Here is a 16,121-nt window from a genome sequence, read left to right on the forward strand (position 1 = left end):
ACTTAAACTTTGTCGTACACCACTTCAAGGGTTTTCTTGACGACCGCGTCTTTGCCCATCATGTCAACTTCGGTAGCGGGCTCAAGTACGTAGTCACGACCAGTAATGTCTGATGAGAAGAGTCCTAAGAGATCGTCTTGGCTGAGCGGCTTGGGTCGTACCGGCGGTGCATCGGCAACATTGGTCGCCAACTCTTCAAACAGCGGTCCCCACTGCGTACCAGGACGGCCGATGATTTCATAGCTAGCACTCTTACGCCGAATATCTTCGTGCGCAGGAATCGCTGCCAAGACTGGAATACCTACTTTTTCTGCGAAGGCTTGGGCTTCACCGGTGTTGTCATCCTTATTGATCACCATGCCTGCAACACCGACATTACCGCCCAACTTACGGAAATACTCCACGGCAGAGCAGACATTGTTGGCAACGTAGAGGGATTGCAAATCATTGCTACCCACCACGATCACTTTTTGACACATATCGCGTGCAATCGGCAATCCAAAACCACCGCACACCACATCGCCTAAGAAATCTAAGAGAACGTAATCAAATCCCCAATCATGAAAACCCAACTTCTCCAAGGTTTCAAAACCGTGAATGATGCCGCGACCACCGCAACCGCGCCCCACTTCAGGGCCACCGAGTTCCATCGCAAATACGCCATCGCGTTTAAAGCACACATCGCCAATCGATACAGAATCACCCGATAACTTTTTCTTCGAGGAGGTTTCAATGATCGTTGGGCAGGCTTTGCCTCCAAACAATAAGGAGGTCGTATCACTCTTCGGATCGCAACCAATTAGCAGTACTTTCTTACCTTGCTGCGCCATCATGTAAGAAAGATTGGCGAGGGTAAAACTTTTACCAATTCCGCCCTTGCCGTAAATGGCGATGATTTGGGTTTCTTTGGTCACCGGTCCTTTGTGGACTGGGTCTGGTTCCATGTCAGCCTCTTTTTTGAGATTGACAAATTGCACCGTTGCTTCGGCTGGCACACCTTCTAATTTTGCGGTTGCTGGACTCATTGCAAGGTTCTCCAATCAAGGACCATCTTTAAACAATCTTTATCGCTAAACGCTTGGCGATAGGCTTTATCCGCATGCGCAGGTGATGCATGATGCGTAATTAATCCATCTAGTGAGAGTCGACCCGACTCGGCTAAATGTTTCACGGCTAATAAATCCTTAGGCTGCCATTGCGCTGCTACTCGAATGCGGGCTTCGCGCATAAATGCTTGTGGGAATAAGAAGGTCATGGGTGCGTCATAAAAGCCAGCCAGGACAATTTCACCGCCGGGTGCCAGACACAAAATCAAGGTATCCAGTAATGAAGCGTCGCCACTCACATCCACAATCGTTTTGTAATACCGTTTTTGGTCTGCCTTTGGATCAATCACTTCATAACCAATTGCTCCGGTGCGACGATCAGCATCGGTTTCCCAAACCACTGGGCTTTTTCCAGCAAGTACGGCAATGCGTGCAATCAGGCGGCCCAAAACACCATGGCCAATAATCAGATCAGGCTGTTGACTGCCTTCAGCCGATGTGACGTGGTGCGCAGTTGCTGCCAATGCAAACAAAACGGCTTCTGCGCCTAATTTGTTGTCCACGCCAATCACCCGACTAGCCGGTACCACTACGCGTGATGCTGCGCCACCGAAGAGACCTTTCACATCACCGAAGCAACGCGCCCCAGGTACGAATACACGCTGACCGGGCTGATACCCTGACCGAATCCCTGCTTGATAAATTTTGCCGACGGACTCATAACCCGGAACGAGTGGATAACCCATGCCCGGGAAGTGGGGCATGCGCCCACTCCATAGAAGTTTTTCAGTGCCTGTACTAATACCGCTCCATTCAATATCAACCACAACATCCGTCTCGGTGACGGGTGATAACTTCAGCTCACTCAAGACAACGCTCTCGGGCTTCTCGAGCACGATGGCCTTTGCTTGATAGATTGTGTTCATAGTGTCATTTCTTATTTACATATTTTATGTGTAAATATTTATTTACATGACTCATTCTTCACCACTTTAGGGATAATTCATCTAGGGGTTTCTACTAATGACCCCTAGTATTTACAAGGCTTTTTGGGCAAAAATTGGCTTTTAAACTCTAACCCACTGAAATCATTGGCTTTTTACAATGCAAGATCTGTGCATTCAAGGGGATAGCGGATGGCATTAGGCGAACAGCCTCAAAGCCGGCCTCGATCAGCATTTGGGTAATTTCCGCTTGGGAACGCGGTCTACCCCGACCCATTGCGAGCAAATAGAAGCCAAAGTAGGCATCCCCCATCGCTTCTTGCCCCGGGGTATTAGCCATTGGTTCTGCCAGAATCAAGCTCGCTCCTGGCTCTAAGGCATTGAAAACATTACGTAATAAGATTTTGACCCGGGAGTCATCATGATCAAAAATGACTCGAATCAGGGTGGCTACGTCGGCGCCCTTGGGCAATTCACCATCAAAGAAATTCCCCCCAATCGCTTGGATACGGTTTGATAGATCCGTTTTAGCAATCTGAGTGGTGGCTAACTCAGCCACACCAGGAAGATCAAAAATCGTGCACCGCAACTGCGGATAAAGTTTTGCAAGTTGAGTCGCAAACGCGCCCTGCCCACCACCAATGTCGAGTAATTGGCGGTGCTTAGCAAACGAGTAGGCATCGATTACCTCGGCGGTGACTAAAGGTTGAGTGTGCGCCATGAGCTTTGAATAGTTCGCAACGCGCTCGGCCGATAGCGATTCTGGTTTGGGATCGTGGGCGTGATCGATATAGGGCCAATACTCGGCCATCGCCGCTTTCCCAGAAATATCACCGCGCAAGAGTGCTAACGGATCTTGCAGATCACGATAGAAATCGCCGTGATGAATAATCATATCGATGAGTGCACGATTACCAACTAAAGGCGCCCCCAGCATGCCAAGTGCATAGTGCTCGTTGTCGCGTTTTGTTAAAAGACGAATGGCAACTGCTGCGTCGAGTAAACGATTGAGGCCTGCAGGCGGTAACGCAATGCGCTCTTGCAATTGTGCTTTAGACAAAGAGCCGTTTGCGAGCAACTCAAACAAATTGACTTTGACACAAGCCAATAAGATTTGGGAGTACACAAAGCCCGCCATCACATCAAAGAGTGCGGAGGCCTGACGCCGCACGACCCAGCGTGTCAATGGAAAGCGCGCAGCCCAGCGCTGAAATCGGGGTGAGGCAATGACACTATTACGCCAATCGGCGAAGGTGTCTTTCAATGAGCGGTGATGGGTTTGCGTGTCTTCGGACACACGCTCAGACAGTGGCATGGTGATGCAGCGGTCGACTCGTATTGATAAACCATGCTTCGGGAATCAAGCGTTCTGCCTCTTTTGCGACCAGAGCGCGTAGCATCTTCTCGCCTTTACACGACGGTATCGAATGAATTGCTTTGTAGACCAACTCATCAAAATGCTGAACCGCGCCCACCAATCCAAGATCTCGCGCAGAGCTTGGTCGATCATGGGCTAAATCTTGGCCTTGTGGTTTACCCATCGTCGCTTGATCAGCCAATACATCGCGAATGTCATCAGCCACTTGATAGGCTTCACCCAACCACTCACCGAGTGGTTTCCAAGTATCGGCATCCGCTCCTGCGGCTTGTGCGCCCGCTGCGGTTGCCGCCTCAAAGAGTGAACCGGTTTTTTCTTTTTGGTATTGCGATAGTTGGACTTTGGATTCGCACTCCCACGCTTGACCCGACACAATGCCGTGCGGCGCACCGACGGATGCGGCAATCGTTTTTAGAAGTGGTGCTAAGCGCAGTGGCGAGCGCATGCTGCACGAAGCCATGTATTGAAATGCCAACACAATCAGTGCATCACCCGCAAGCACGGCAATGCGCTCACCAAATGCGGCATGTACTGAGGGTTGGCCACGGCGCACCATGGCATTATCAAAACAGGGCAAATCATCGTGCACCAGGGATGCACAATGCAATAGCTCAATTGCGCCCGCAGCTGCAATCGATAAATCCGGATCGTCATCGCCGCAGGCCGCAGCGACTGCTAAACACAGTTGCGGCCGAATGCGCGCACCCCCCGGGAACACGGCATGATGCAATGCCCTTTGTAAATTTTGTGGGGCTGTCTTAGACTCTGCGATGGCAAGCGCTTGATGCAAGCCCTTTTCAATGCGTTCTTGCATCGCTTGACTGGGGCTGATTTTTGAGCTCATAGCCGGCTTTCAGAGTTAATCGGGTCGCAATACGGGTAAAAAAGTGTAAATATTTTTTTACACTTATCATGATGATGAATATAGACAGCTAATGCAAGAGGGTCAATCAATCATATCTAGGGAAAACCCTAATGAGTACCATTAATCGCATTCCCTACGACTGGCCAAACCGCCAAATTAGCCGCTCCGTCACCGTGGGCGACCTCACCTGGCACGTCCAAATCTTAGGCAAAGGGCCGGTAATTTTGTTACTGCATGGCACCGGTTCCTCCACACACTCTTGGGGCGAGCTCACGCCTTTACTCAATCAAGAGGCGCAAGTTCTTAGCGTCGATCTACCAGGGCACGCCTTTACTCTGGGAGCTTCAGTGGACTCCTTACGACTCGAGCAGATCGCGAGTAATTTGATTGCATTGATTGGTGAACTCAAAGTGCCGTGGCCGACCATTGTCGTTGGTCATTCTGCTGGCGCTCCCCTAGCACTCGCCTTTGCTAATCTGGCACCCACCAAACCACAAGTGATTATTGGTCTAAATCCCTCACTGATTCCGCCGCCGCCGAGCTACACCCAATTTTTTGGACCCATGTTGGGGCCAGTCACTAAATCAGCAACGCTGGCATCGATTCTGGCAAAGCTTGCACCACTCTCAGGTATGACCGATCGATTACTAGATTCCACCAATACCAATTTGCCAGAAACAAATCGCAATTACTATCGGCGCCTCTTTCAATCACCTGAGCATGTGCGCGGTGCCATGAACTTTATGGCCTCGGCCAACATTGATCAAGTACTTAAAGCCGGCTCAAGCCTTTCAAGCAAGTTAATTTGGGTGATTGGTGAGAGTGATCAATGGGTCCCAGAAATGGGCTTGAAGAAAATCATCAGCCAGTACTTTCCTAAATCCACCGTGATCTATTGGCCAGGTGGTCACATCATGCACGAAGTGGAAACTGCCAAGACCGCTGATCTAATCTTGAGTGAGCTGCGCGCCCTGAAGAAGTAATTGGCTCTAGGTATGCAAAACACCTAAGACTGCTTGCGAGAGTTCGTGCGCGCGCGCATGCGGTAAGGGCAAATAGTACGAACCAATCAGTCGGGCAATATGCCCCCCCTCCTCGCGCGCTTGCGGCGAGGTATCGATCCATAAACTGCGTACCTTGATCTGCGATGCTAGCTTTGCGGATTGCTCAGCATCAACTTGCGCTTGGGTGCGACCTGGTGTGCCGTCGCGTGCAATATTGGCGCGACCATCGGTTAAGAACACCAAGGTGGGGGTCATGCCTTTTTTAAGTGACCCCTTCGCCAGTGCAAAAGCTGTATCAATCGCAAGGGCTAGCGGTGTGCCGCCCCCACCAGGCAGTGACGCTAATGAGCGCTTCGCTCTAACCAGGGAACGAGTTGGGCTTAACAACAGTTCTGCTTCGCTTCCCCGAAAACTAATGAGTGCTACCTGATCACGTCGCACATAGCACTCTGCAAGCAGTAACTCCACTGCACCTTTTGCTTCAGCTAAACGATTGATCGCCGCAGAGCCCGAGGCATCGACCACAAACGTGGTGAGTGTTTGATTACGCTGTCGATAGCGTTTTACGCGCAGATCATCCTTACGAATGAGGATTTTTGGCTGAGACGGATTCTGACTACTCTTAAGTTGGGCCTGACGAATCCGCTGCCAGGGTACTGCAGCGCGCAGAGTATCCATCAAACTCAATCGTTGATTACCAGAGGGCATACCGGGCTTTGAGCCCATTGGTCGACCACGCAGATGACTCAATTGACTCGCGCCTGCCTTACCAGCTGAGTGATTTTTTTGGCGTACCAGCGCGAGTTGAGTGAGTCGATCAAGCAGCTCGCGAGGGATCGCTGCCTGTGCGGCTTCTAATACTTGATCTTCAAGAACTTCTGTCTCTTGATTCTGAGATGAAGTCTCCTCTGAATTAGCTTCCTCGTTTTCTTCGGGGTCTGGTTCAGGATTGGACTCATCCTCAGCCTGAGTCTCGTCGGCCATATTAGGTATTTGGGTTGCTTTCGGTAGCAGTACCAGGGTCACCGCGCGCTCAAGATGTTCTTTGCTTAGCTCACTCTCATGCCATTCGAGATCCATCGCGGCCAAGTACCTCGCAGCTCTTGCTGCAAATTGCACCGCGCGCAAGGAAACAATGCCTAACTGCGCCGCAATTCCGACGAGCGCGGCGTATTGTTCATCACTGAGGGTGATTTGCTCTACCCGCCCTTGAATCGATATGCGATCGAGATCAATGAACTCTGCATCGAGTTTGGCATCTGGTAAGTCATGCCATGCGATCGAGTCCAAATCAATATAAAACGCGCAGCGCTCGATCAATTTTGGATTCACACTCTCGTCTTCTTCAATACTTTCATCAAGAGCGATCACTCCCATCGCGCAGGCAATGCGTTCTCCATGACCATCACGCTCAACCTGAATGGCGCCATGATCGAGGGCGGCTGCAATACGGGCCACTGTGCCTGCTTCCACTCGCTCAGCCATTGGCAAAATCACGAGGCTTTGATCACAATGACTTAAGAGCCCCGGTCGAAAGATTGGCTTCCCCGAGATGATGGTGGCTTCAATATCCAAACCACCTAGTAAGTTCTCATCTGAGATACCGCTGGGGATCTTCCGTAATGGTGTTGCTAAACCATGATGGCGTGCAAGCTGTTCAAGGGTTTGTAACCAGCGCTCGCGCACAGGTCCGGAGCGCGCATGCACAATCACCCCACCAAATTCATGGGGTGCGAGAGTCATTAACTGCGCAACGTGCAGGCAAGTTAACCAGTAAGGGTTCATGCCTTAAGCAAATAACTCATCAAGTGCCCGTTGCACACGCGTTGCCGAACTGGATTCGTCGAGAGGGTTGCGACGCAAGCGATGTTGTAGGGCAGGCACTGCAATGCGCTTAAGATGATCGCGCGTGACTTTATTTTTCCCATCGAGGGCAGCGACTGCGCGTGAAGCGCGCAACAGCGTGAGTTCGCCGCGCAGGCCATCGGTACCAAGATGCGCGCACAGCGTACTAGCATCGTGTAGCAATTTGTCATCAACCTTAACGCTGGCTAGTTTCTTGCGCGCATTGGCCATCATCTCCCGAATCTTCGCGTCTTCTTTATCCCAGATCTTCATGAAGGCCTCGGGGTTACGCTCAAAGGCATCACGTCGTTTAATGATCTCGACACGGCTGGGCATATCGCTTGGGGTTTTCACCTCCACGGCTAGGCCAAAACGATCTAAGAGTTGGGGGCGCAACTCGCCCTCCTCGGGGTTGCCACTGCCCACCAATACAAAGCGAGCAGGATGGCGCACACTCAAGCCTTCGCGCTCCACCACATTTTGTCCCGAAGCAGCGACATCAATGAGTAGATCAACTAAGTGATCATCCAACAAATTAACCTCATCAATGTATAAGAATCCGCGATTAGCTTTCGCTAACAAGCCGGGCTCAAAGGCTTTCTCACCAAGTGTTAAAGCTTTCTCGATATCCAACGCACCCAGTACACGATCCTCAGTCGCGCCCAAGGGAAGATCAACCACTGGAACGGGGCGCAGCTCCGTTTTGGGTTTGGTTTTTGCTCCCGAACTGCAAATAGCACATAGGCCTGCCATCGCTTTGGGATCGCATCCATACGCGCAGTCTTTCACAACGGTCATGGTGGGTAAGAGTGATGCGAGACCTCGAACCGCAGTTGACTTCCCGGTGCCGCGATCTCCCATCACCAGTACACCGCCAATACTAGGCTCCAATGCAGCTACCAAAATAGCAAGCTTCATATCCTCTTGGCCCACAATGGCTGAGAAGGGGTAGTTACGGGTCATGCAAGCGCTCCTTGAATAAACTTTATTGGTTTGTTGCCAAATTAAGGTTAAATATAAGGCATCTAACGGGCAATGAGCCCATTTAAGGAAAAACGATGAGCGATAAGACCCCAAAGAGCATTAAAAGCGTTGAAGAGCGCATCGAGTCTTGGTTTATTCCAACGGGCAATCTTTTTGTTTCCTTATTTCATCGAATTGCCCTCTTTGCAATTGGCGCGGCCACCGTATGGGCCGCTGGGATGAGCTTTCTGGAAATGATGCATAAGCCCTATGCCTCAGTTCAAGATTTACTCCTTCTATTTATTTACCTAGAAATTGGTGCAATGGTGGGCATTTACTTTAAGACCAATCACATGCCCGTGCGCTTCTTGATTTACATTGCCATTACTGCCGTCACGCGGCTGATCATCGATCTGGTTGGCACCAAGCATGAGGCGGACATGGGCATCTTGCTAATGGGCCTTACCATTTTCGTCTTAGCACTCGCCAATGCATTAGTGCGTTATGCCTCCAATAAATTTCCCAGTAAAACTGATCATCCGGGTGGTGATTAAACGTGAGTCCTGCAGAACAACAAACCCGGATTGATTTAGCAGCCTGTTACCGTTTGTGTGCATTTGAGGGCTGGGATGATTTGATCTATACCCACATCTCAGCAACGGTTCCCAATGAACCTAATCACTATCTCATCAATCCGTTTGGCTATCAGTTTGATGAAATCACCGCATCGAATTTGGTAAAGGTCAATACCCAAGGTGAGATTGTGGATCCCAACTCACCCTACCGCGTTAATCCCACCGGCTTTGCGATTCATGGGGCAGTGCATCGCGCCCGCCCCGATGCGAACTGCGTGATGCATTTACATAACACCGCTGGGATTGCGGTATCCGCTCAGGAGAACGGTTTATTACCACTCTCGCAGCATGCCATGCGCTTTATGGGACATCTGGGATACCACGATTACGAAGGTGTTGCTCTCACCGAATCCGAAGGAAAGCGCCTTACTGAATCCCTTGGTAAACACCCTGCCATGCTATTGCGTAACCACGGCACACTCACCGTAGGTCGCACGATCGGCGAAGCCTATGTGGTGATGGCCACTCTGATTAAAGCGTGTGAGATTCAGATTGCTGCACTCTCGAGTCCACAATTGCATCTGCCCAAGCAAAGTGTGATCCAGAAAGCCGCCGATGAGTTACATGATGGCGGCGCCGAAGAAGGAATACTAGAGTGGCCCGCCCTACTACGAATGCTCGATCGCTTTGATGAGAGCTATAAAGATTAATTAACTAAATCACGAACAAGGAGTTGATATGCCCACATTCAATGTGCAAATGTTTGAAGGAAGAACAGTCGAGCAAAAACGCAAATTTGTTGCTGAGGTAACTCGTGTCACCTGCGAAACCTTAGGATGCAGCCCTGGATCGGTTGACATCATCATCACCGATGTGAAGAAAGAAGACTGGGCTACCGGTGGGAAGCTGTGGTGTGATGCGGATTAGGCATGAATCGCAATACGCAAGCCAAGCGCTTGCACCACTCGATATACCGTATCGAATCGAGGCTTCGAGCGAGGGCGCAGAGCCTTATAGAGTGCCTCACGTGTTAGGCCGCTAGACTCTGAAATAGCTGTCATCCCCTTTGCGCGAGCAATATGTCCAAGGGCAGCCGCCAATTCTGCATCATCACCCTCAGCTATTACTTGGTTTAAATACTCCGTAATTGCCCGTTTATTTTTTAGCAATCGAACAATATCAAACTCACGAATTTCTTGCTGTTTATTTTTATGAATCTTTTTCATCATTCATTAATTCCTTAATCATCTGCTTTGACTTCTTGATATCAGCCTTTTGACTATCTTTTGTACCACCATAAAGCATCAAAATGCTTGGCTCGATATCTTGATAAAAATACATTCTCCAGCCGTTACCAAAAAATTCTCTCATTTCAAATAAGTATTGAGCTAATTTTTTAATATCACCCAAGTTCCCACGTCGAACTCTTTCTAGCCTTCTTGCAAGGCGAATTTGTACTGAAAAGTCCTTGATGCCAGAAAACCATTTGCGGAAAGTCATTGTTTCATACACTTTTATCATGCATGAATTTTATAAGACATATTGTAATCGAACGGATACAGTATAGCAACTACCTTACGGTACTCAGGGAATTACTTTTAGAACTTTTTACCTAATGGTGTTGATTTTTCTCTAAGAAAAACTCTGCCTGCGCCAGAGCTTCTTCCGCATCAAGTCCTACGATATCGGCTGCAATACCTTGTCTTAATTCGGGCCGGGCAATGAAAATTGGACCGCCGACCATCACTCCAATTTTTGGATTTAGAGATTCTTCTTTTAGCAGTTGAATGAATCGTTTGAGGGCAGGTATTTGGTCTTCGGTACTTACTGATAAGCCGACCAAGTCGAAGAATTGGGTTTTAATCGCCACAATAATTTCACCTTCACTCGCGGCTAATTCGCCCCACACCTTCCAGCCGCCGCGTCTAAAGAACTCTGACACTATGAATAAACCCAAGGTATGCTGCGATCCAGGTAAGGGCACTAGCATTGCATGCGGCGCTTTTTCATCCGTCCTGGCAAATTCCTGAAACAGTGGGCTGAAGTCATAAATCAATTGCTTAATGCGCCACATCGCAGTAGTGACCTGTGTAAACGTGGCGCGATCCTCTTCCCACATCACACCCAATCGTCTTGCAACAGGTGCTAGTAAGCGAAGATAGATTTCATCGAGCGGTACACCCTGCTCATAGAGTTCTTGTACAAAATCTGCCGCTTTAGTTGCGTCATCTCGCAATACCAACTCCGTTAGCTCATGAACACGGCTCTCATCATTGAGCCGAATACTCATTACGGGAGAGCGATTAGCTTCTGGCGAGCTTGAGTGACTTACAAGTAATCGCGGGATGACATTGGTTTCAATGGTTTGCATGAGCCAATCCAAGTGCTCATCGGGTCTAGCATTTAACCGTAGCGGTCGACTCCCCAAACTAGTCGATAACTGACTAATACGGTGGCTGTGCTGATCGTTAGCTGACTCTTGGGCACACTCTTCCCATTCGTCCTGACTTGGGTTGATGTTCTGGTGCTCCTCAGGCTTTGAAAGTAATTTTGCCCTGAGGAGACTTGCGTAACGCCATAAAGCCATTCACACTCCAATTTTCTTCTGTGGCGCTTTAGGCTAGCCCTGCTGTAATGAAAATTAGGCCTATTTTTGCGTCGATTTGTCTTGTGTCATTTATAGATCGTTCAGAAATTTATCTCCATGAATGTTTACTTTTAAGGGTTAACCCTAGTTTTAGGTGCTAATACAGTTATAAGTGTCAATATAAGTTGACACATTTAGCACAATTCAATATAAAAAGAGGAGTCCCACCCGAGTTAGGCAGCCATGGCCGTTCAATCCAAGTCCAAGAAGGAAGCCGTACCCATTCGTTTGGTATTGGTGACCATGGACACGCACTTAAATAGTGCGGCACGACGCGCCCAATTTCAGCTCCAACGCGCCATTCCAGGCCTGTCCTTGCAGATCCATGCCGCAAGTGAATTTACCGGCAATCCTGAGTTGATTGATAAAGCGGTGCATGACATCGCCCATGGCGATATTGTGCTCGCCACCATGTTATTCATGGAAGATCACTACCTTCCAGTGTTTGAAGCTTTAAAAGCGAAGCGCGATGATTGCGATGCGATGGTCTGCGCCATGTCAGCTGGGGATGTGGTGAAGCTCACCAAGATTGGTAAACTTGATATGAGTAAGCCCGCCAGTGGGCCGATGGCAATCCTCAAGAAACTGCGCCCCAAACCCAAGACCGAGGGCGAGAAGCAAACTAGTTCGGGCGCCAAGCAAATGAAAGTGCTGCGCCTCATTCCGCAAATCCTCAAATGGATTCCGGGGACGGCACAAGACGTGCGGGTGTATTTCTTAACACTGCAGTATTGGTTGGGTGGTTCCGAAGAAAACTTATTCAATCTCTTTAGTTACCTCATCAACCGTTACGCCTCTGGTCCGCGGGAGGTCCTGCGTGGTTTAGCAAAGCCCACCGATCCGGTGGAGTATCCCGATTTGGGTGTTTATCACCCGCGCATGAAAAATCGTCTGAGTGAAAAACTCTCTGACCTTCCTAAAGTAATCTCCGATAACAAACGCCGCGGTCGCGTTGGTCTTCTATTACTGCGCTCCTATTTGGTTTCTGGTAACAGTGGTCACTACGATCCCGTGATTGCTGCATTAGAAGCCCATGGCTTGCAAGTGGTACCCGCCTTTGCCGCAGGTCTTGATGCGCGCCCTGCCATTGATACCTATTTCATGAAAAATCATGAGGTCACAGTCGATGCGGTGATCTCACTGACCGGCTTCTCCTTAGTTGGTGGCCCAGCGTACAACGATGCCAAGTCGGCTGAAGAGGTACTTGCGAAGCTTGATGTGCCTTACATCGCTGCCCACCCAGTGGAGTTTCAGACGCTCACGCAATGGGGCGGCTCCGATCGTGGTTTGATGCCAGTCGAGAGCACCATCATGGTGGCGATTCCCGAACTCGACGGCGCAACTCAACCGATGGTGTATGGCGGTCGACCTGGTGCAGCAGGCACCACTTGTACCGGTTGCCATCAGCGCTGCACTTTTACGGAAGAACACAACCCGCAAGATATGTTCACCTGCGTCGAGCGCACTGCCATGCTCGCATCTCGTACCGCGAAGTTGGTGGATCTGCGCAACTCCGATAAAGCCAATCGTAAAGTGGGTCTGGTAATTTTTAACTTCCCACCGAATGCGGGACATACGGGCACTGCCGCCTACCTCAATGTCTTTGAGTCCTTACACCAAACCATGTTGGGACTCAAAGCCGACGGTTATACCCTCACCGTGCCAGAAACCCCTGAAGCCTTACGCAAAGAAATCATTGAAGGCAACGCCCAGCAATATGGGGCCGAAGCCAATGTGCACACCATCATCAGCGCCGATGATCATGTCAAGCGCGAGCGTTGGTTAAGCGAGATTGAAGCGCAATGGGGACCAGCTCCGGGCAAGCAATGGAGCAATGGCTCGGGGATTTTTATATTGGGTAAGCAGTACGGCAACGTCTTAGTGACTGTGCAACCCGGCTTTGGATTTGAAGGCGATCCGATGCGCCTGCTCTTTGAAAAAGGCTTTGCACCAACGCATGCGTTCTCAGCCTTCTATCGCTACTTGCGGGAAGACTTTGCTGCCAATGCTGTTCTGCACTTCGGCACACATGGAGCCCTTGAATTTATGCCGGGTAAGCAAGCAGGCATGAGTGGTTCGTGCTGGCCCGATCGCTTAATTAACGATCTACCCAACTTTTATCTCTATGCATCCAATAATCCTTCGGAAGGTGCTCTTGCCAAACGCCGTGCAGGTGCCACACTCATTAGCTATCTCACACCACCTGTGACCCAGGCGGGGATTTATGCGGGGCTTGCCGATCTCAAAACCTCGATTGAGCGCTGGCGTGGTCTCTCGCCCGAGCAGCGTGGCGAGGAAGAGGATCATGATTTGGCGGCACTGATTCAGGCACAAGCGGCGCAGATGGATTTGTGTAAAGCGGAACCGCTGTGGGAACTGCGCGATGCGAACTTCATCCAACAGCAAATCACCAAACTCTTTGAGCAGATTTTGGAGCTGGAGTACACCTTAATCCCGCATGGCATGCATGTGGTCGGCTCCACCCCCAGTGAATCCGAGCGTGTCGATTTACTAAGCGCCATGGCGATTGGTTCTTTCAGTCAGGCCTTACCAAATTCAGCGATTACGCAATTGGTGCAAGGTAAACCCATTCAAACCATCGTGAATAAGAATAAAGACCTTCAAGAGCTCGCTCGAAAGGAAGCGATTGCGATTTTGGAGAAGCTCCAACACTGGGATCAGCAGATCCAAGAAGAGACCGAGATCCCCAGTATTCTGAAGGCGCTTGATGGTCGCTTTATTCGTCCTGCGCCGGGTGGCGATGTGATGCGTAACCCCGAGGTCTTACCATCGGGGCGCAATTTGCACGGCTTTGATCCTTTCCGCATTCCAAGTGCTTTTGCGGTCAAAGATGGCGCCAAGCAAGCCCAGAAGATTTTGCAACGGCATATCGATGATGCCCAAGCCCTCCCTGAATCGATTGCTCTTGTGCTGTGGGGCAGTGACAACCTCAAATCCGAAGGTGGGCAAATTGGTCAAGCCTTAGCGCTTTTAGGAGCACTACCACGCTTTGATGGCTACGGACGACTTGCGGGTGCTACCCTCATTCCACTCGCAGAACTTGGACGCCCCCGCATTGATGTGGTGATTACTCTCTCTGGGATCTTTCGCGATCTGATGCCCTTGCAAATTAAGCTCTTAGCTGAAGCAGCCTATCTCGCTGCTGCAGCAGATGAGCCAATCGAGCAAAACTTTGTTCGCAAACACGCCCTTGCTTATATGGCAGAGCACGGCTGCGATCTTGAAACTGCATCACTTCGTGTTTATGGCAATGCCGATGGTACCTATGGGGCGAACGTGAACCACTTGGTTGAACACAGCGTATGGGATGAGGACGATGAACTCGCCGAGACCTATATGCGTCGCAAAGGTTTTGCGTATGGCAAATCCGGTAAGCCCATTTGCAATAACGCTCTTCTGAAGAGCGTCTTAGCGGATGTCAGCATGAGTTATCAGAACTTGGAGTCGATGGAACTCGGGGTGACTACCATCGATAACTATTTTGATACCTTAGGTGGCATTACCAAGGCTGTGAAACGCGCCAAGGGGGGTGAAGAGATCCCGGTGTACATCGGTGATCAAACCCAAGGTGAAGGGGTGGTGAGAACGCTCTCTGAACAAGTATCACTCGAAACACGTACGCGAATGCTTAATCCCAAATGGTTTGAGGGAATGTTGAAGCACGGTTATGAAGGTGTGCGTCAGATTGAGGTTCACATCACCAATACCATGGGTTGGTCTGCAACCACAGGGCAAGTACAACCTTGGGTCTACAAGCAACTCACCCAAACCTTTATCTTGGATCCCAAGATGCGGGAGCGCTTAGCGCAATTGAATCCTACTGCGTCCGCACGCATGGCAAACCGTCTCATGGAAGCCTCGAATCGCAACTACTGGCAGCCCGATGATGAAATGCGTGCCGCGATGAAACAAGCGAGTGAAGAACTCGAAGATCGTCTTGAGGGGGTATTTGAGAACCCCACGATGCAACGCGCTGGGTAATCCTACTATCCCTTAAATTACCATTAGCGGTTTCTTTTGAGTTGGCGCAGGAAATATCCGGTTAAGCGCCTCAAGTAAATCACTATCCAATACCAAATTTGTTGAATCTAAGTTTTCTTTGAGACGTTCTGGATGAACGGTTTTCGGAATCGCCACTGCGTTGGGTTGGCGCAAGATCCAAGCGAGAGCCACTTGCGCTGGGGTCAAGCCAGCCTCTTTAGCTAGTACGCTAAGTTGGGGATGGTGCATCAGAGCACCAGCGCCCAGCGGGGAATATGCCATCAATGCCATGCCCCTTTCTTGAATGAGCGGGATCAAATCGTATTCAATGCCACGGCCATTGAGAGCGTAATAGACCTGATTGCATACCGTTTGATAGGGACTGCCGACATTGCGCTCCGCTGCGAGCCAATCATTCACATCGGGCGCATCAAAATTACTGATGCCATAACTACGAATCACTCCTCGTTCCTGGAGTTTGATCAATCCCTCAAGCGTCGCTTCATAAGAATAAGAGCCTTGCCAATGCAAGAGATAGCAATCCAAATAGTCACACCCCATCCGCCTAATTGAGCGCTCACAAGCCGTGATGGTTCCTTTGGTGCTCGCGTTACTGGGTAATACTTTACTGACAATTTGGAGATGGTCACGCGTACTTTTACCAACGCGTTGCAATGCTTTACCAATTAAGGTTTCAGCTTGACCAGAGCCATACATCTCGGCAGTATCAATGAGTTGATAGCCCATTTCAATGGCGGACGCAATCGCAGTGATTTCTTGGGCTTCAGAGCGAGCGCTCTCCCCCATTTGCCAGGTGCCCAGTCCAAGGCGACACTGAAACTGAAAACCCAT

Annotated in this window: 15 protein-coding genes; 5 read left to right on the forward strand and 10 right to left on the reverse strand. The window is 50.0% G+C overall.

The annotated features are described in order from the left end of the window. Positions 1-2 precede the first annotated feature (2 nt). From QUE62_RS06690 to QUE62_RS06705, 4 genes are all read right to left on the reverse strand, one after another. Positions 3-1,025 (reverse strand): chlorophyllide a reductase iron protein subunit X, encoded by a 1,023-nt coding sequence (locus QUE62_RS06690; protein WP_286223305.1) that lies wholly within the window; start codon positions 1,023-1,025, stop codon positions 3-5. Then, positions 1,022-1,972 (reverse strand): chlorophyll synthesis pathway protein BchC, encoded by a 951-nt coding sequence (bchC, locus tag QUE62_RS06695; protein ID WP_286261206.1) that lies wholly within the window; start codon positions 1,970-1,972, stop codon positions 1,022-1,024. Before bchC ends, QUE62_RS06690 begins: the two co-directional genes overlap by 4 nt. A gap of 148 nt (positions 1,973-2,120) precedes the next feature. Beyond that, positions 2,121-3,305 (reverse strand): methyltransferase, encoded by a 1,185-nt coding sequence (locus QUE62_RS06700; protein ID WP_286261208.1) that lies wholly within the window; start codon positions 3,303-3,305, stop codon positions 2,121-2,123. After that, the gene (locus tag QUE62_RS06705) at positions 3,292-4,212 is read right to left on the reverse strand and encodes a polyprenyl synthetase family protein (protein ID WP_286225062.1); all 921 of its coding nucleotides are present in this window, start codon (positions 4,210-4,212) and stop codon (positions 3,292-3,294) included. The genes QUE62_RS06700 and QUE62_RS06705 overlap by 14 nt, the downstream gene beginning before the upstream one ends. 131 nt (positions 4,213-4,343) lie before the next feature. Between QUE62_RS06705 and bchO the strand changes: the two genes are divergently transcribed. Beyond that, a complete protein-coding gene (gene bchO / locus QUE62_RS06710; RefSeq protein WP_286261210.1) occupies positions 4,344-5,216 on the forward strand; it encodes an alpha/beta fold hydrolase BchO in 873 nt (290 codons plus the stop codon). A gap of 6 nt (positions 5,217-5,222) precedes the next feature. Here the strand turns inward: bchO and QUE62_RS06715 are convergent, their stop codons facing one another. Further along, a complete protein-coding gene (locus QUE62_RS06715) occupies positions 5,223-7,022 on the reverse strand; it encodes a magnesium chelatase subunit D (protein WP_286226482.1) in 1,800 nt (599 codons plus the stop codon). Between the two features lie 3 nt (positions 7,023-7,025). Continuing rightward, positions 7,026-8,045 carry a magnesium chelatase ATPase subunit I gene (gene bchI, locus QUE62_RS06720; RefSeq protein WP_286226483.1) on the reverse strand — a complete coding sequence of 340 codons (1,020 nt, stop codon included), beginning with the start codon at positions 8,043-8,045 and terminating at the stop codon, positions 7,026-7,028. A gap of 95 nt (positions 8,046-8,140) precedes the next feature. Here bchI and QUE62_RS06725 point away from each other — a divergent pair, with 95 nt between their 5' ends. From QUE62_RS06725 to QUE62_RS06735, 3 genes are read left to right on the forward strand one after another with little or no spacing between them, the layout of a single operon-like run. Further along, positions 8,141-8,599: a phosphate-starvation-inducible protein PsiE gene (locus QUE62_RS06725; protein WP_286223312.1), complete on the forward strand. Its 459-nt coding sequence runs from the start codon at positions 8,141-8,143 to the stop codon at positions 8,597-8,599. A 2-nt stretch (positions 8,600-8,601) separates the two neighbouring features. Next, complete coding sequence (locus QUE62_RS06730) at positions 8,602-9,330, forward strand: class II aldolase/adducin family protein (protein ID WP_286223313.1); 729 nt, start codon at positions 8,602-8,604, stop codon at positions 9,328-9,330. 28 nt (positions 9,331-9,358) lie between these two features. After that, entirely contained in the window at positions 9,359-9,547 is a 189-nt protein-coding gene (locus QUE62_RS06735) for a 4-oxalocrotonate tautomerase (RefSeq protein WP_108508852.1), read from the forward strand. Here the strand turns inward: QUE62_RS06735 and QUE62_RS06740 are convergent. From QUE62_RS06740 to QUE62_RS06750, 3 genes are all read right to left on the reverse strand, one after another. After that, positions 9,544-9,849: an addiction module antidote protein gene (locus QUE62_RS06740; protein WP_286226484.1), complete on the reverse strand. Its 306-nt coding sequence runs from the start codon at positions 9,847-9,849 to the stop codon at positions 9,544-9,546. The two genes, QUE62_RS06735 and QUE62_RS06740, sit on opposite strands and share 4 nt — an antisense overlap. After that, on the reverse strand, positions 9,830-10,141 hold the full coding sequence (locus tag QUE62_RS06745) for a type II toxin-antitoxin system RelE/ParE family toxin (RefSeq protein ID WP_286226485.1): 312 nt from the start codon (positions 10,139-10,141) through the stop codon (positions 9,830-9,832). The genes QUE62_RS06740 and QUE62_RS06745 overlap by 20 nt, the downstream gene beginning before the upstream one ends. A 91-nt stretch (positions 10,142-10,232) precedes the next feature. Beyond that, the gene (locus QUE62_RS06750; protein WP_286226486.1) at positions 10,233-11,207 is read right to left on the reverse strand and encodes a cobalamin B12-binding domain-containing protein; all 975 of its coding nucleotides are present in this window, start codon (positions 11,205-11,207) and stop codon (positions 10,233-10,235) included. Between the two features lie 243 nt (positions 11,208-11,450). On the opposite strand from QUE62_RS06750, the gene QUE62_RS06755 reads away from it, so the two are divergent. Continuing rightward, positions 11,451-15,269 carry a magnesium chelatase subunit H gene (locus QUE62_RS06755; protein ID WP_286261212.1) on the forward strand — a complete coding sequence of 1,273 codons (3,819 nt, stop codon included), beginning with the start codon at positions 11,451-11,453 and terminating at the stop codon, positions 15,267-15,269. Positions 15,270-15,281: 12 nt separating this feature from the next. On the opposite strand, the gene QUE62_RS06760 is transcribed toward QUE62_RS06755, so the two are convergent. Further along, positions 15,282-16,121, reverse strand: coding sequence for an aldo/keto reductase (locus QUE62_RS06760; protein ID WP_286261214.1), 840 nt, complete (start codon positions 16,119-16,121; stop codon positions 15,282-15,284).

The organism is Polynucleobacter sp. HIN9 (genome assembly GCF_030297635.1).
In the GTDB taxonomy this organism is placed as follows: domain Bacteria; phylum Pseudomonadota; class Gammaproteobacteria; order Burkholderiales; family Burkholderiaceae; genus Polynucleobacter.

Excerpts from the sequence above, each read along its gene's own strand:
- QUE62_RS06690 (WP_286223305.1), bottom strand. The coding sequence starts at position 1,025 with ATGAGTCCAGCAACCGCAAAATTAGAAGGTGTGCCAGCCGAAGCAACG.
- bchC (WP_286261206.1), bottom strand. The coding sequence starts at position 1,972 with ATGAACACAATCTATCAAGCAAAGGCCATCGTGCTCGAGAAGCCCGAG.
- QUE62_RS06700 (WP_286261208.1), bottom strand. The coding sequence starts at position 3,305 with ATGCCACTGTCTGAGCGTGTGTCCGAAGACACGCAAACCCATCACCGC.
- QUE62_RS06705 (WP_286225062.1), bottom strand. The coding sequence starts at position 4,212 with ATGAGCTCAAAAATCAGCCCCAGTCAAGCGATGCAAGAACGCATTGAA.
- bchO (WP_286261210.1), top strand. The coding sequence starts at position 4,344 with ATGAGTACCATTAATCGCATTCCCTACGACTGGCCAAACCGCCAAATT.
- QUE62_RS06715 (WP_286226482.1), bottom strand. The coding sequence starts at position 7,022 with ATGAACCCTTACTGGTTAACTTGCCTGCACGTTGCGCAGTTAATGACT.
- bchI (WP_286226483.1), bottom strand. The coding sequence starts at position 8,045 with ATGACCCGTAACTACCCCTTCTCAGCCATTGTGGGCCAAGAGGATATG.
- QUE62_RS06725 (WP_286223312.1), top strand. The coding sequence starts at position 8,141 with ATGAGCGATAAGACCCCAAAGAGCATTAAAAGCGTTGAAGAGCGCATC.
- QUE62_RS06735 (WP_108508852.1), top strand. The coding sequence starts at position 9,359 with ATGCCCACATTCAATGTGCAAATGTTTGAAGGAAGAACAGTCGAGCAA.
- QUE62_RS06740 (WP_286226484.1), bottom strand. The coding sequence starts at position 9,849 with ATGATGAAAAAGATTCATAAAAATAAACAGCAAGAAATTCGTGAGTTT.
- QUE62_RS06745 (WP_286226485.1), bottom strand. The coding sequence starts at position 10,141 with ATGATAAAAGTGTATGAAACAATGACTTTCCGCAAATGGTTTTCTGGC.
- QUE62_RS06750 (WP_286226486.1), bottom strand. The coding sequence starts at position 11,207 with ATGGCTTTATGGCGTTACGCAAGTCTCCTCAGGGCAAAATTACTTTCA.
- QUE62_RS06755 (WP_286261212.1), top strand. The coding sequence starts at position 11,451 with ATGGCCGTTCAATCCAAGTCCAAGAAGGAAGCCGTACCCATTCGTTTG.
- QUE62_RS06760 (WP_286261214.1), bottom strand. The coding sequence starts at position 16,121 with ATGGGTTTTCAGTTTCAGTGTCGCCTTGGACTGGGCACCTGGCAAATG.